This is a genomic window from Ruminiclostridium cellobioparum DSM 1351 = ATCC 15832, from assembly GCF_000621505.1.
GTDB classification, from domain to species: domain Bacteria; phylum Bacillota; class Clostridia; order Acetivibrionales; family DSM-1351; genus Ruminiclostridium; species Ruminiclostridium cellobioparum.
In genome coordinates this window covers 34,924-50,583 of sequence record NZ_JHYD01000001.1, presented here as the reverse complement: position 1 = coordinate 50,583, position 15,660 = coordinate 34,924, and the positions used below count along the sequence as shown (strand labels likewise).

The 15,660-nt window shown below is 42.6% G+C and carries 11 protein-coding genes; all 11 read right to left on the bottom strand.

Annotated features, from left to right (window positions below):
* Positions 1–276: 276 nt before the first annotated feature.
* On the bottom strand, positions 277–2,277 hold the full coding sequence (locus T344_RS0100245; protein WP_027627049.1) for a glycoside hydrolase family 31 protein: 2,001 nt from the start codon (positions 2,275–2,277) through the stop codon (positions 277–279).
* A gap of 58 nt (positions 2,278–2,335) precedes the next feature.
* Complete coding sequence (locus T344_RS0100240; protein ID WP_027627048.1) at positions 2,336–3,172, bottom strand: carbohydrate ABC transporter permease; 837 nt, start codon at positions 3,170–3,172, stop codon at positions 2,336–2,338.
* Position 3,173: 1 nt separating this feature from the next.
* Complete coding sequence (locus T344_RS0100235; protein ID WP_027627047.1) at positions 3,174–4,073, bottom strand: carbohydrate ABC transporter permease; 900 nt, start codon at positions 4,071–4,073, stop codon at positions 3,174–3,176.
* Positions 4,074–4,160: 87 nt separating this feature from the next.
* On the bottom strand, positions 4,161–5,450 hold the full coding sequence (locus T344_RS0100230) for an ABC transporter substrate-binding protein (protein WP_027627046.1): 1,290 nt from the start codon (positions 5,448–5,450) through the stop codon (positions 4,161–4,163).
* Between the two features lie 392 nt (positions 5,451–5,842).
* Positions 5,843–7,078: an ABC transporter substrate-binding protein gene (locus T344_RS27260; RefSeq protein WP_051571496.1), complete on the bottom strand. Its 1,236-nt coding sequence runs from the start codon at positions 7,076–7,078 to the stop codon at positions 5,843–5,845.
* 18 nt (positions 7,079–7,096) lie between these two features.
* Complete coding sequence (locus T344_RS29500) at positions 7,097–8,641, bottom strand: response regulator transcription factor (protein WP_027627045.1); 1,545 nt, start codon at positions 8,639–8,641, stop codon at positions 7,097–7,099.
* A 46-nt stretch (positions 8,642–8,687) separates the two neighbouring features.
* The gene (locus T344_RS0100215) at positions 8,688–10,556 is read right to left on the bottom strand and encodes a sensor histidine kinase (RefSeq protein ID WP_027627044.1); all 1,869 of its coding nucleotides are present in this window, start codon (positions 10,554–10,556) and stop codon (positions 8,688–8,690) included.
* A 237-nt stretch (positions 10,557–10,793) separates the two neighbouring features.
* On the bottom strand, positions 10,794–12,275 hold the full coding sequence (locus T344_RS0100210) for a transposase (RefSeq protein ID WP_027627043.1): 1,482 nt from the start codon (positions 12,273–12,275) through the stop codon (positions 10,794–10,796).
* Between the two features lie 37 nt (positions 12,276–12,312).
* On the bottom strand, positions 12,313–13,485 hold the full coding sequence (locus T344_RS0100205) for a SpoIIE family protein phosphatase (protein WP_027627042.1): 1,173 nt from the start codon (positions 13,483–13,485) through the stop codon (positions 12,313–12,315).
* A complete protein-coding gene (locus T344_RS0100200; protein ID WP_027627041.1) occupies positions 13,482–15,206 on the bottom strand; it encodes a [Fe-Fe] hydrogenase large subunit C-terminal domain-containing protein in 1,725 nt (574 codons plus the stop codon). Before T344_RS0100200 ends, T344_RS0100205 begins: the two co-directional genes overlap by 4 nt.
* The gene (locus T344_RS0100195) at positions 15,203–15,460 is read right to left on the bottom strand and encodes a (2Fe-2S) ferredoxin domain-containing protein (RefSeq protein ID WP_004629721.1); all 258 of its coding nucleotides are present in this window, start codon (positions 15,458–15,460) and stop codon (positions 15,203–15,205) included. Before T344_RS0100195 ends, T344_RS0100200 begins: the two co-directional genes overlap by 4 nt.
* Positions 15,461–15,660: the final 200 nt, after the last annotated feature.

The window sequence follows — 15,660 nt, the reverse complement described above, 5'->3', positions numbered from 1 at the left end:
GCCTTCAGCCATTAATTCCATCAAAAAAAATTATACTTTCCTAGACAATAAAAAACCCTGAATGCGTAAAACATTCAAGGTCTTGCTTCCCACTCTGGAGAATAAAGCCAGGTTATTTCAATAACCGGTTGTTGACTTTATCGCTTTTAAGCTACTCCCCTTTACTGTACTAAGTTTAGCAAAATTATTCGACTTAGTCAATCAAATGACTGTAATTAAATATATTTGCAAAAAGTAAAATAGCTATTCATCCTGATTTTGTTGAAATTCATTCAATTATAATATCTTTATGCCGGCGTTGTTTTTTACAAACAGAGGCAATGTATCAAGCGGAGCCTCCGACTCAATCCACGTCCCGCCTTCAAAGGTGCGCCCCGTGCCGGTTTCCGTCCAGTATGCCCCTTCAGGCAAATAAACCCTTCTCTTCCTCTCCCCCTCATAAAGTACCGGCGCCACCAGTATATCCGGTCCGAACATATATTGGTCATCGATGTCCCAGGTCCCGGCATCGGCCGGAAAATCATAAAACAGAGGTCTCATGGGCGGAGTGCCCTTTTCATGTGCTTCCTTCATCAGCCCTGAAATATACGGCCTCAAATTTTCACGGATCAGCATATATTTTTTAAATATTTCATATGCCTCTTCCCCATAGCTCCAGACCTCATTGGGTGCACCGCTGTAGCACATGCCTCCCCCGCTTGTCCCAAGGGGTTCTCCTGCCGGCACCCTGTCCCCGTGCAGCCTGAATACCGGACAGAATGCACCGTACTGGAACCAGCGTATTATACATTCGCGGAATTTGGGATCCTCAGGATCTCCGCCGTGGAAACCGCCTATGTCGGTTGTCCACCAGGGTATTCCCGCCAGTCCCATGTTGAGGCCGGCTTTAAACTGGTTTCTCAGGGATTTGAAACTGGAATCTATATCCCCCGACCAGACCAGTGCGCCGTACCGCTGGCTGCCGGCCCAGGCACAGCGCAGCAGGTTTACTATATTGTTCTGCCCCGCCTGCCTCATCCCGTCGAAAAAGGTCTTTGCATACATAAGGGGATATATGTTTCCAATCCGGACATTCGGACCCAGGTGATAACGGTAATTTTCAAAATCATATACCGAATATTCCGGTTCGGCCACATCCAGCCAGAATGTGTGTATTCCGGCGTCGTAATAGTTTTTCTTTACGATTTTCCATACAAAATCTCTGGCTTCCGGATTTGTCGGGTCATAGAAAACAGTGTCACCCAGAAAATCCATTGTTGTTCTCAATCCGCGTTCGGTCCGGACCAGGTACCCTTTTTGCAGCATTTCGGCATAGTTGTCACAGGTCTTATCCACTGTAGGCCAAACCGATACCATCAGTTCGATTCCCATTTCCTTCAGCTCTCTGACCATTCCTTCTGGATCGGGCCAGTAATCCCTGTCAAAATTCCAGTCCCCCTGCTTTACCCAGTGGAAATAGTCAATAACGATCACATCTATAGGCAGGCCCCTTCTTCTATATTCCCTGGCCACAGTCAGCAGCTCCTCCTGTGTCTGGTATCTGAGCTTGCACTGCCAGAAGCCCATTCCGTAGTCAGGCATCATAGGCACCGTACCTGTGGCCCCCGCGTATGCTTCCTCAATCTCTGCAGGAGTGTCTCCCGCCGTAATCCAGTAATCCAGCTGTTTTGTGGAAAAGGCTTTCCACTCGGTTATGTTTTTGCCAAAGGTAACACTGCCTATCCCGGGGTTATTCCATAGGAACCCATAGCCCAGGCTTGACAGTGCAAAGGGAACACTTGCCTGGGAATTTCTCTGGGCCAGCTCCAGCGTGCAGTTTTTCAGGTTCAGATAGGGATGCTGATATTGGCCCATCCCAAATATTTTTTCTTCCGGGTCGGATTCAAATCTTAGTGTCAGCTGGTAATCTCCGCCGATTATGGGCTTGAATTCCCGGGAGTCTATATTCAGTGAGCTGCAGAATTCCTTTAAATTATTACGGTTCCGTACGAATTCCTCCAGCAGGACTTTATTATTTTGATTAAAGAAGGTTATTTTTCCTCCTGCCGATACCACTGCCCTGATCCTGCCGTTTGTAATGCTGGCAGTATCGCCGTTTATTTCAATTTTTGCCGTCAAAGCCGTCTGGGCTAAAAGTGCCCAATCCTCCTGCTCCACCGCGGCCTCATTTGTGGCCCTGACACGCAGGCTGTTCTCACCCCAGGGCTCGATCCAGAGGTTTTCGGAATCATACCTGCGTATAAGTCTGTTTCCATCAATACTAAAAAAATCACTCATTTGTATGCCCTCCCAAATCTGTTTAATACATGTCAATATCACTGCCGTCAGCATGTGATCAACCTTTTACCGCCCCATTCGTCAAGCCGCTGATGATATATTTCTGCATAAATATAAAAATCAATACAACCGGCAGTATGGTCACTACCCCAAAGGCCATTAGGTAATTCCATGCAATCCCGTACTGTCCCATAAAATTGAATATTCCGGCTGTAATTGGTCTCATTTCCTGTTTATTTATAAAAGTCATTCCATATACCAGGTCACCCCATGCAAACAGGAATGAGAAAACTGCCGCTACAATGACTCCGGGATAGGCTATGGGAACCATTATCCGCAGAAAGGCGGTAAAGTGGTTGCAGCCGTCTATTTTTGCCGAATCATCAAGTTCCTTGGGAATAGACAGGAAGTATGTTCTTAAAATCAGCACCGAAAAGGGAATCCCTATTGTACAGTCAGCAATTATGGGTGACAGATAGGTGTAAAGGATTCCTGTCTTATTGAATATTATGAAAAGCGGGGTCAGTACAAAAACCGCCGGCAGCATTTGTGTCACCAGAAACAGCAGGATAAAAAGCTTTTTGCCGTAAAATCTGAATCTGGCAAGGCCATAGGCTGCCGGAATTGACAGAATTGTCGAAATGACCAGCACACTTACCGAAATGACAGCACTGTTGAAAAAAGATCTGAACATATTGTACTGGCCGCTTCCAAGCTGTGAAACATAGGAATCCACAAAAATCCTTTCGGGGAACAGCGACGGATGACTCTTGAATATGTCGGCTTCAAACTTCAGGGAGGTAACCAGCATCCAATACAGCGGAAAAAGGAGTACGACAGCTATTATAACTGATACTGCATTTAAAATTATTTTCCTAATCTTCCGGTTTTCCATACTACATCACCTCTTCTTCCCTGACAAGCCTTAAATAGAACAAACTGACAACGAACAGTATTATGAATAATATATTTGCAACCGATGCCCCCTTGCTGAAATTGAATTCAGTGAAGGATAATTTGTATGAATAGGTGGAAAGCATCTCGGTGGCATTTACAGGTCCGCCCTGGGTCATAACATAAACCAGGTCAAATACTTTAAAGGTATATATGAAACCAAGTACCAAAACAGCCTGTATGGATTCCTTCAGCATGGGCAGAGTTATGAAGAAAAACTTTTCAAACCTGCTGGCACCGTCTATATTGGCACTTTCATAAATATCACCGGGGATGGTCGAAAGCCCGGTGGTGATAAGGATCATATTAAATGGAATACCGATCCATATATTGGCGATTATTATTGCCCACATTGCTGTACCGGAATATACAAGCCATTCAACAGGCTTGCTTATAATATGCAAATTCATTAAAAATTCATTGATTATACCGCCATTGGCACCAAACATAAATTTAAACATAAGTGCCGTGACTGTAACAGGTATCATCCAGGCTACCATTAACAGCCCTCTTACCGGCTTTGAAAAGGTAAAATTCTGATTAAAAAAAAGCGCAAGAGCAAAACCGACAACAAATTGAAAAATGATGGATCCCACTGTAAAAATCAGTGTATTGGGTATGGCTGCTCTTAAAATGTCATCCCTGAACAGCTCGATATAATTCTGAATTCCCACAAATTCCTTGACCTCATTGTTAAAGGTCATAACATCAACATTCTGAAAGCCAAGGATTATATTATTAATTATCGGATAACCGATAAAGGCCAGCATGAAAAGTAACGCAGGCAGCACAAAAAAGTAACCTACAGATTCATTTCCAAATATTTTAGTCCTATGCTTCATCCAAGTCACCCACTATCTTATTAAGTTAGATGGGATTGCCTCAAAAGTACATTCTGAGACAGTCCCATCACAGTCTGCTATTATGCTTTATTTAATGGCTTTATCTATTTTTTCCTGGGCATCCTTTGCTGCGGCTTCGGGAGTCTTTACTCCTGCTATGACCTCCTGCAGGGCCTGGGAAACAGCATTTGAGAGCTCGGGCCATTTGGGATGGGGTCCTCTGGGCTGCGCATACTGCAATTCATCAATAAACACCTTGTATATTGGATCTCCGGTGAATTGAGGATCGGAGGCCAGATCCTTTCTTGAAGGAAAATATCCGAATTTACCGATGTAACCTTTAAGAACATCCACCTGTGTAACGTATTTCAGGAACTTAACCGTGGCATCGACATTTTTGCCGTTTACAACACCCCAGTTTTCACCTCCCAGAACAGATGCATACTGTTTGTCCTTGGGTATAAGGGTTACATTCCATTTTAAATCCGGTGCATCCTTTTTCAGGGTCGGTACCTGCCAGGGTCCGTTAAACATCATGGCAATCTTTCCCGCTATAAACTGTTTCAGTACGTCGGACTGTACCCAGTTCATAACTTCCTTGCTCATGGAGCCGTCCTTGACAAGATCCGAAATCATTGTAAAAGATTTTATGCCTTCGGGGCTGTCTATCTTTGTAAGGTCACCGCCTGCCGAGAGTATCCAAGGCATGAACTGGAAGGTACCTTCCTCTGTTTTGGGGGCTGATACACCCAGACCTGTCACTCCGTTGCCGGTGAGTTTTTTTGCTGCAGCTCTGAGTTCATCCCAGGTTTGCGGAGGCTTGACTCCCGCTTTATTCAACATGTCCTCGTTGTAATAGAGAGCCAGGTCATTACTTCCGAAAGGAATGCCGTAAACCTTGCCGTTTAAAGTACAGGATTTCCAGGGTCCTTCAAAATACTGCTCCTTATCGGGCCAATCCTTGATTTTATCTGTAATATCCGCAAACAGACCCATAGCTGCATATGCCGCGTGATCAGGATTATCTATGAGTACCAGATCAGGAAGCTTGCTTGCTGCAAGTCCTATGGACAGCACTTTCTTAAAATCCGCAAAGGGATAATACTCATTGGTCACTTCAACCTCGTTCTGTGAAGTGTTGTACTGCTTGACTATGTCAGTCAGGATCTGCTGATGGTCTTTATTTTCCCAGTAATACCACAGGGTTACTTTTGCTTTTTCAGCAGGTGCTGCGGGGGTGGATACTTCACTTGCCGCCGATCCTCCTGAACTCTGGGGACCGGTACTTGACGAAGCTGTCCCGTTTGAATTTCCGCAGCCTGCAAATAATCCAAGCACAAGCATAGATACCATAAGAAAAGCTATAACTCTTTTCATAAATACGTCCTCCTAAAAATTCGTTCTGCTTTTGATGATTCCCGCGCGCTTGGGATCAATTGCTTTTACGACTTAATTATAGAACGTAACCCGGTATTTGATTATTCCAAATGTCTAAGAAAGGTGGATAAATCCAAAGTAAAATAAAAAAGACTGCTACAAAATAAAACAATTGAATACATGTGAGAAATTTGTCATAGTGCTCCCGTACAAACATCAATAAATTGAAGCCCACAAAGGAAACACCTACAATTTCAGGTATTTCCTTTTATTGGAGCTTCAATTTATTGATGTTGTCCTCGCGCACTATGATTAATATTGATTTAATGTATTACAATTGTATTATTTTGAGACAAGTCTTTTTGACAGCAGCGCAGTGCTATGAAGTTCCGTCATTTCACTAAGTTTTCCATATCGGCCTGGGCTGCTTTCGCTGCGGCCTCAGGTGACTTTTTCTGGGTCAGGACTTCATGGAGTTCACCGGTAACTATTTTTGATATTTCGGGCCAGTTGGGATCAGGGCCCCTGGGAATGGCTTTGTGGACCTCTTCACCGAACAGGCTCACTCCAGGCCGGTTCAGCTCTTCATCCACCGGAACGTCCTTCCTCGAGGGGAAATATGCCATTGATTTTGTAAAGGTTCTTACATTTTCAGCACTGCAAAAGAATTTCAAAAACTCGAAGGCCTTGTCCTTATTTTGACCTTTAACAACACTTATATTTTCTCCGCCAAGAATTGTGACTGATTTTTTATCCATGGGAATCCTGACAATGCCATATTCCAGCTCAGGCGCCTTGATCCTGAGCTCGGACAGCTGCCACGGGCCATTGAGCATCATGGCGATTTTCCCGTCGGCAAACTGTTTCATCACATCAGCCTGTGACCAGTTGATGATTTCCTTGCTCATTGCCCCCTGGTCCACCAGCTCGGCCAAAAACGTAAATGCCTTTACAGCTCCGGCGCTTTGAAGATCGGAGGTATCGGCTCCTGTAGAATACAGCCATGGCAGGAACTGAAACATTCCCTGTTCGCTGTTTTGTGCGCAGATCCCCATTCCATGGACATTTCCATTTGACAATTTAAGAGCTGTTGTTTTCAGCTCGGACCATGTCCGCGGAGGACTGAGCTTCTTATCCTCCAGCATTTTTTTATTATAAAACAATGCCAGGCAGTTTTGGCCTATGGGCATTCCGTATATTCTTCCCTTGTAGGTACAGGCTTCTATTGAATTTTCATAAAACTGTGTGAAATCCTGCCAGCTTTTGATATTATCGGTTATGTCCTCCAGAATGCCCCTTTCGGCTAAATACGCATAATCCGGCACATCATAGATGACCAGGTCGGGCGGGTCTCCCTGGGCCATACCCGTCAAAAGTTTTTTCTTCAATTCCTCAAAAGGCACAAACTCGGGTATTGCTTCGCTTTCCTTCTGCTGGTTGTTAAAGGCATTGCAAAGATTATTGACAAGTGAAAATCTCTCCTGTCCCTCGTAATAAAAAAGCAGAGATAATTTTGTTCTTTCAGCATTTTCCATACGGGCCGGGGTATTGTCCTTCTTTTTGTCAACACATCCGCTGAAAGAATATACAAGTAATATGCATGTGATTATCAACAATAATTTTTTCACAGATCTCACCACCAGATATTATTTATATGCTTTTTGATATTCTCCCGGGGTCAAACCGGTTGTTTCCTTAAAAACCCGGCAGAAATATTTGGGATCGGAATACCCCACCTGCCGGGATATTTCATAGGTTTTCAAATCCTTGCCTATCAGCAGCTCTTTTGCTTTTTTTATCCTGAAACCCTTAATGTAAGTACTGAAATTTATACCCATCTCCCTGTTGAAAAGAGAACCGAGATATTCCGGTGTTATGTTAAGCCGTGCCGCGGTCTGATCCAGAGTTATACCGTCCTTGTAAAATTCATTCACCAGGCTTACCGCTTTCTTGACAATAAGACTTACAGCCTGTACTTCCCTGTTTGAACCGGCTGTGATTTTTTCAATTATTGAAAACAGTGCACTATGAAGCTCTCTCCAGGTAATTGAATCTATGAGTTTCTGCAGTGTTTCTTTCTGGTTTATTGCTTCATAGAGATCATAATCCGTCTCTTTGATCACATTTATGATTGAAGATGCAAACCTGACAAAGGCTTCAATGACCCCTGCCGGGTGATAGAGCTCCTTTCTCCACCAGGAGGCGAATTCTTCAAAAAGTCTGTTCAGCCTGCCCGGATCATTTGAAAATACACAGGCTTTTGAAGCCGACTCCAGCTCAATCGGATAATGAATGAGCTTTGTGTTTATCTGACGGGTTTTGGGATAGGATATCAATATATCTTCTCCAAGCACAATGGACCATTTCAATTCTTTTCTGATGGTGTTTATGCTGTTTTTTATATTTTCCGGTCCGGTGAACTGTATCCAGCCAAAAGCCAGGCCTTTAAAATCCTGTCCCAATATATCCCTTATTGCCCTGTTTTGAAAAAACCTTTCATAAGCCTGAAGGTTCTCACTATTGTATATTAAAACTATAATTTCCTGATGCAGGGCCAGATCAAATATTGTAAAGCTGCCGGAACCGAAGCCTGTCAGGTCATCTGCCAAAATTATCTTCAATTTGTTTATATGGTCCCGGTCATTTGTACCGTAATAAACGCTTACAGCCGCAAATTCCGTATTCTGTCCAAGCCCATACCTGTCGGATAAAAACCGGTACATTTCTTCAACTTTATCGCTGCCGCCCATAACAATATTTTGAAAAATATTTTCAATGGAGCTGAGCACCTGAGTCTGATTTGCCTCCAGCATTTTCTCCATAAGGATTTCTTTTTCAATGTTTAAAAGGGTTTGCTCCAGATCGTTGACTGTTACGGGTTTAAGAAGATATTCACTTACACCCAGCTTGATGGCTTTCTGAGCAAATTCAAAATCCGAATAACCGCTGAGAATTATTGTTTTGTGCTTTATACCTTTTTCCTTCAGCTTTGAAAGCATCTCAATCCCATCCATCAACGGCATTTTGATATCGACGATAACCAGATCGGGTTTATTTTCCCAAATCGTGTCAACTCCTGCAAGTCCGTTTTCGGCTTCGGCAACAACCTCGTATTCAGGCTTTATCTTACCTATAAGCTTTACTACCCCTGAACGAACCCTATATTCATCTTCCACCACAACAATTCTCATCCCAGGCTCCTATCTGCGTATACTGCCGGTCAAACAACAGTTTCTGCTACAGTTTTGGTATTTTTAGGGTTATGGTTGTACCTTTTCCCGTTTCGCTCTCCACCTGCCAGCTGCCGCTGTCTCCATAATACATCTTTATCCTGTTAAATACGTTGCTTACTCCCAGACCGCTTCCTTTTGCCGTGATTTCCTTATCATCGGGTGAGTTAAGTTTTGAAACAGTCTCAGGATCAATTCCTTTACCGTTGTCCCTGATCACAATCATTATTGAATTCTCCCAACCTTTAATGCCGATATCCAGTACCCCGCCCTTGTTAATTCCTTCAAAACCATGTATTATCACATTTTCTATGAAGGGCTGGAGCAGAAGCTTGTGAATATTAAAATCCAGAACCTTTTCATCCACCTCCATGAAACACTCAAATGAATAGTTAAATCTGGTCTGTTGAAGGTAAATGTATTGTTTAAGCCATTCTATCTCTTCCCTGAGTTTTACTATGCTGTTGCTTTTATTGACACTGTAACGCAATATTTGAGCCAATGATTTGAGCATATTGCTTATTTCATGCTCATCCTTTTCAATTGCCATCCAGTTTATGGCATCAAGTGTATTATAGAGGAAATGTGGGTTGATTTGAGCTTCAAGGGCTCTGATTTCAGCCTCCTTTTGTTTGAAGGTGGCAGCCCTGACCTCTTCCACCAGCTTATTGATCTTATAGATCATTTTATTGAACCTGGCGGCTATTGCAGACATTTCATCCCCGTCGTCGTCCAGTTCCACTCTTACGGACAATTCACCTTCCTGTGCTGTTTTCATGGCATGCAGAATTTTTCCGATGGACCCTGAGAAGTTTCTTGTAACATAAAAAATTATTATTATTGAAAACAGCAATGCCAGGATTCCGAAGGTTATTGTCAGTCTCTGCGTCATATACACTTTGCTGAAAAGAAAACTTTGATCTACGGCATTTACAATTATCCAGCCATTCTTTTCACTTGTTAATGAATTTGTTATTATGCTGCTGCTGTCAAAGTATGATATTTTCCGGGCTGCAGCCGTATATTCATCCTCCCGTCCATTTGTTCCGGCCGGGTCATATAAGGAAATATTTGCACCTATGAGGTCTTTGTCCGGGAAGGATATTATATACCCATTCTTATCAACTATAAAATTTACACTTCTTACACTCTTTTTTGCCTCTTTCTTTGCATCCACCTCATTGCAGGCCCTGTAAATTATGTCTTCATCTATGCTTATTACTATGACTCCTATGGCATCCTTTCTGATATCATTAAAATCCACCATTTTATTAGCAATATGGAACAGGTAATATTTCTTATCACCCAGCTGGGATGCATATGAGGTCGGAATTAAAACCGAACCCTTGCTGGAGGTTATATTCCGGTAGAATTCAGACTTTTCAAAATTTTTGTTCATCCAGGAGCTGTCCAGTGAAGAAGCCGTCAATGTATCGTAAAATGCCGTCTTCCCGCCTGCGCTCAGGATTGCTATGCTCCTGATCCCTTCCTTTGAATTGGTAAGCTTGCTCAGCTTGTCACGAAGCAGGCTTATCTCCATGGCACTGTCGGTTTCGGCATTTATCTTTTTAACAAGCTCTATTATCTCATCGTCGGTATATATCTGATAAAGTATGTCCATGTAGGAATTCAGAGTGGTATTGAGGTTCTTTTCGGTTTGCGCCAGGTTATAGGTTATAAGCTCATTGACATTCTCCTTCATGGCAGAAGTAGTATTGAAGTATGAGATTGATTGAACCAGCAGTATGGGAATTATGGAAACAAATATAAAGGAAAATATGAGTTTTGACTTGAAGCTCATTTTTTTAAAGCTGTTGCCCATTTTGCTTTCCTTTATTTTAATAAGAAAACGTTTTTTTCCGGCAGAAATCAACATTGTATCACCTATGATTCCTTAATTGTATTATATATAAAATCACCTTAATAATATCAAAAACGTATCCAAACGGCAAATGAATTTAAACAAAGCCGTGTCAGGCAGGCTGACACGGCTTCATAGGTTAGATAGCTGCACTTTTTTGAACATATTTGCATACATTCAAGCCCACTCTGTAGGCTATGTGCGGCAGCAAAAGCACAATTATATATAAATATAAATTTATAATTTTACCGTTCAGACAATTTCAATATTGGCAAAATTATTTCTTTTAAGTTTCTCTATTATGCTCCTTACTTCCTTGGAATTGAGCTTCCTCTCACCCGCATACTCTTCAAAGGAATCGGATATTTCCTGGATTTTTTCCTTGAGAATATCCAGCGGATTTTGATATCTGGGTACAAAAAAGTCCAGACCTATGAGTTCGTTCTGCAAATACATCCCTTCCATTGTTCTCCGGGCTTTGAGCTTAAAAGGGGTGTTTTTATACCTTATAAGCTTGGTTGACAGGTTTAGACTGCCCAGGCTGTCAAGGCTGCTGCTCAACCCGCATGTAGTGCAAATGAACAGGGTTTTTGAAAACCTGTTTTTCTTGGTATTGCTGCCGCAGACACTGCAGCTGTGGAATATATCCACCGAACTCACCTTTGCCGGAGGGGGAAGACCCTTTTGCGGCAGCTTGTAGTCAAGAATTCTGGCAAGGTCATTATACTGTTTGCAGCCAAATACCGGTTTAACCGTTTTTCCTTCATCAGTCCAGCTCAATTTGTCACCCTTGCCCGTCAGGTTCTGGAGAACCACCATTGATTTGTTTTTTACGGCAAGGTTTACAATTTCACTTGCCAGCTTATGCATTTCTTTTTTGCACTCCGACTGGTTTTCAGAATTCCTGCAGTCAAAGGTGCCGTTCAGAAGCAGGTGTCCCTGCCCGTCAACGGCAGTGTAGTTCACAGCGCTTTCCATACCCCTGCTGACACCGAGAAAAGTGTTCGTTTCAATTTTATCGTCTTCGGGCAGATCTATGCTCAAGCTCAGATAATATTCATTGTTTTTGTTAATCAGCCTTGCAGTTCTGAGCATTTCGGGCTTTTCAACCGCCTGCATCAGAAAATCAAGCTGCCATTTTCCGAAAGAAAGGGGTACTATAATAAAAGTTTCCTTTTTTAAGGCCTTTGCTTTCTCGGGTTTCTTTGAAATATAATTTAACTCTCTGTTAAATTCATGACTGCACCTGTCCTTGCCGTTCCGTGTATTCATTAAAAAAAGCTTGGCGAAAAATTTCTGATTTACGGCATCGTGCAGGAGACAAAAACATCTTTTGGTGTCATATCTGCAAAAATAAATGGGTCTGAGTTTTTCCCCGAGTGTCACCGGCTCACTCTTAAAGCCCGGATATGGCATTTGCGGATTATTTTTTTTCTGAACGAAATAGCTTGCCAGGGTCATACCGAAATCAAGCTTAAGCGAGTCCTTGAAAGGTTGAATGTCAAACCTGTTTATTTCTGCCGATAAATCGCTGTCTATCCATTTGGACAGCCCCAGGGTGCTATATGTCCCCTTCTTGGATCTGCACCGCTCTTCTATGATATCAATTTCAGAATAGGCTTTGCCCAGTAAATAATTGTATGCATTATTATAATTCAAAAACGCCTTATTGATTATATTTCTCTTTGCCGCGCCGGGTTTATGAAGTTTTAGATGTATGGTCCGCAAGCCCATAGTCTTCCTCCATCCATATATGCTTATATTATGTTAATTAACAATATTCTATCGTTATATGCTTTCCGGCCTGTCTCAGCAAACCCGCTATCTCCTCGACCAGCTTGAACTTCAGCCCCATGTTGAGAGGAAATTCAGGATTCTGGTGGGCGGGATTTATAGCCTGGCCGATAAAAAAATAAATGCTTGTGCTTTCCTCAAGCAGCATCTTGGCCAATCTTGAGGCTCCGTCCTTTTTATTCAGCTTCAAATAGTCATTCATGGTACTCTCAGGTGAAACACAGGTTTTTAGCAGCTCCAGAGTTTTCCTGAGCGTCAGCACGCCCTCGGTGGTGAGATTTATTCCGTCTATTTCGGCAGTGGGAGGCACCGACGGATTGAAATACTCAATAGAGGTTTTTATTTCTTTTTTTGTTATGCGTGCGACAATCTGTGAGGTAGTGCCCCCGCAAATAACCTTTTTGCCCTCCCTGCCAACAAATCTGGTGACAATGTCCCTGTCGTTCTGGGAATCAACGGGAGGCCCGATCATCAAATTCAGCTTGATAGGCTTTTTGGCCTTGAGAGCCACAACGGTGGTGTCATCACCGGGCTCATTGGCATAGAGGCTGTCGCAGGCCGCCAAAAGCAGCTTGGCAACAGCTTTTGAGGACATATCCTTTTTATAGGTTTTCTGGACATATTCCCTGACGTTGCCCCACTGCCAGCCAAGGTCAAGAGTTTGGCCTATACCTGCGTGGATAACTCCGTCGCTGATCATAACAAACAGATCATCGGGACTGACGGTGAATCTGGCTTCATTAATAAGTTTTCCGCTGATTTCACGGCTTTCGGTTTCAATTTCCAGCAGTTTGCCCTTGCGCAGCCTCATTATGGCAGGGTTGTCGAATTCCACAAGATAGCCTTCACCGTTATTGAATATCTGAATGATTGAAAAAGTCGAGTAAGCGACTCCTCGTTCCTTACAAACAGGCAGGGTACTGGCAATGGTATTGACTGCTTCATCAATGTCCAGCCCGTTGGACATAATGGTGCCGATTATTTTAGAGGTTAGTGTGGCAAGTATATTGGCCTTGACACCGCTTCCCAGACCGTCGGCCAGCACAACTACAACCGAGTCCGAGCTCCTGATGATCTCAACCTTGTCTCCGCACAATTCCTCCCTGTATTTATTTAAACTTTCATAATTTACATCAATGTAGAGGCTCACTTGACTTCACCCATCTCTGACATAATTGATTTTTTCAGTTTCGTCAGGGCAACCTTTGTCTCAGCAGTTGTTTCGCCAAGAAGGCTTGCAATTTCCTGAGCAACTCTCATTTGTTTTTCCATGACCTTTTGAGCAATATCAATATTCTGCTGCCGGCTTTCATAAATTTTCTGTCTTTGATTTTCCTCATCGGTTATATCATTTATTATCACAATCAAAGTATTATGCTTGCTTACATTTATTACAGACTGCCTGACTACCATATTAAAAGTCTCATAGACATATTTTTCGTCGTATATATTTTCCCCGCTCTCAAGAACTGTTTCAAACATTTGGCAATCCAGGACTTCCCTGATATTCATGCCCTCAACGTCGGTAGCACCCAGTTTGAACATGGTTTTCGCAGACTTGTTTACTTCCTGTATGTTCAGATTTTTATCCAGTGCGAAAATAGCATAAGGAGTATAATTGATTATAATATTCGAAATGGATTCCGCTCTTTCCCTCATATAGGGCAGACACATGTGAACCTGTGCTTTTCCAAAATACACGGCTATTGCCTTTTCCCTGCAGGAGGGATATCCGCAGGCACCGCAGTTCAGCTCCTTGTCTTCGCTGAATTTACCGATACTGTTCAATATTCCTTGAATTACAGCTTCCGATGGCAGTTCGGCCTTTTTGGATCTGTCAATAAAGGTTTTGGACAGCTCTATCCTGGTGGCCGCCATCAGAGAATTGCTGCTGTCATTCTGATTGGCTGCCGTCCTCTTTGCATAGTTGAGAAGTCTTTCCCTTGAGGCTAAAAATCCTCCCGGCACATGTTTCATACACGGCCCCGCAATACAGCCTCCGGTGCAGCTGCTCATCTCTATCAGATAATTTTCCATATTGCCTTCATCTATTGAATTCAATATGTCTATGCATCTGTCAACGCCATCAACACTGATGGACCGGTAATTTTTTTTGCTGTTTCTGTCGATTGTCTTGAGAATTCCACCGGGAACCGGATAAATTCTGGTAATAGTATCAAAATTCTTCATTTCATCCGCCGTGGCTTCTTGCTGATAGATACCCTCTTCCTCCAGCCACTTATCCAGTTCCTCGAAGGTAATCACCGCATCTATCTGGTTTTCATTCTGTAAATCATTGCATTCCTCTTTTTTGGAAATACAGGGTCCGATAAATACAATTCTTATTCTTTGACCGTAGGTTTCCCTTAGCATTTTGGCATGGGCGATCATCGGTGACACAACAGGTGCCAGCTGGTCCCTGAGCTGGGGATAATATTTTTCTATTAATAAAATAATAGAGGAACAGCAGCTGGTAATAATATTTTTCATTTCCCTTTTTTGCAGCAGTTTCTCATACTGTCTCGAAACCAGGTATGCGCCGTTGGCAGTTCCTTCAATATGAGTAAAGCCAAGCTTTTTGAGAGCAAAATACAGCCATTTTTCATCATAGTCAAAGGCAGAAATAAATGAAGGTGCCAGACTTACGTACACCTTTTCCTTTTTAGCGATAAATTTCTTCACCTTTTCTATTTCGCTGTTTACGCTTTTTGCATTCTGAGGACAGACTTTCAGACAGTTTCCGCACAGGGTGCATTCCTCATGTATAATCTCGGCCTGGTCATTTCTGAAGGCTATTGCGTTAACAGGACAACTCCGTATGCACTTGTAGCAGTTTTTGCAATTTGCTTCCCTAAATTGGATTACACTCATAATTCCGCCTCTAATCGATTAATAACCTTCTCATGAAAGAAACTTTCGGCATTGACGATAGCCACATCCCCGTAGAAAACATCACCTATTTTTACGCAAACACCGTTTGTACACTTGCCCATACAAAAGGAAGCTTTAAGCACCGCCTTTTCTTCCAAACGGTTTTCCTTAATAAGTCTCTGGAAGCAGTTTATGATCTGATATGAGCCCTTGAGATGACACGAGCTTCCCACGCATACATAAATATCAAGCATTGTACTTATCCTCCATCTGCATACCAAACATAATAAAGATGTTCTTTGTTAAACAAATAACAATATAATTGTAAGCCATTGTTAAATTTATGTCAATCCATATGTGGCCTGTTAATATATCGTTTTGTTTAATTAATGCGTCTTATTGCCAGCCAAGTACCACTGATGCATTTTTACTTGTAAATGCATCAGCGTGCACT

Bases quoted from the DNA above. Each gene is read 5' to 3' on its own strand.
- T344_RS0100215 (WP_027627044.1), bottom strand. From the start codon at position 10,556: ATGTTGATTTCTGCCGGAAAAAAACGTTTTCTTATTAAAATAAAGGAA.
- T344_RS0100195 (WP_004629721.1), bottom strand. From the start codon at position 15,460: ATGCTTGATATTTATGTATGCGTGGGAAGCTCGTGTCATCTCAAGGGC.
- T344_RS29500 (WP_027627045.1), bottom strand. From the start codon at position 8,641: ATGAGAATTGTTGTGGTGGAAGATGAATATAGGGTTCGTTCAGGGGTA.
- T344_RS0100245 (WP_027627049.1), bottom strand. From the start codon at position 2,277: ATGAGTGATTTTTTTAGTATTGATGGAAACAGACTTATACGCAGGTAT.
- T344_RS0100240 (WP_027627048.1), bottom strand. From the start codon at position 3,172: ATGGAAAACCGGAAGATTAGGAAAATAATTTTAAATGCAGTATCAGTT.
- T344_RS0100200 (WP_027627041.1), bottom strand. From the start codon at position 15,206: ATGAGTGTAATCCAATTTAGGGAAGCAAATTGCAAAAACTGCTACAAG.
- T344_RS0100230 (WP_027627046.1), bottom strand. From the start codon at position 5,450: ATGAAAAGAGTTATAGCTTTTCTTATGGTATCTATGCTTGTGCTTGGA.
- T344_RS0100210 (WP_027627043.1), bottom strand. From the start codon at position 12,275: ATGGGCTTGCGGACCATACATCTAAAACTTCATAAACCCGGCGCGGCA.
- T344_RS0100235 (WP_027627047.1), bottom strand. From the start codon at position 4,073: ATGAAGCATAGGACTAAAATATTTGGAAATGAATCTGTAGGTTACTTT.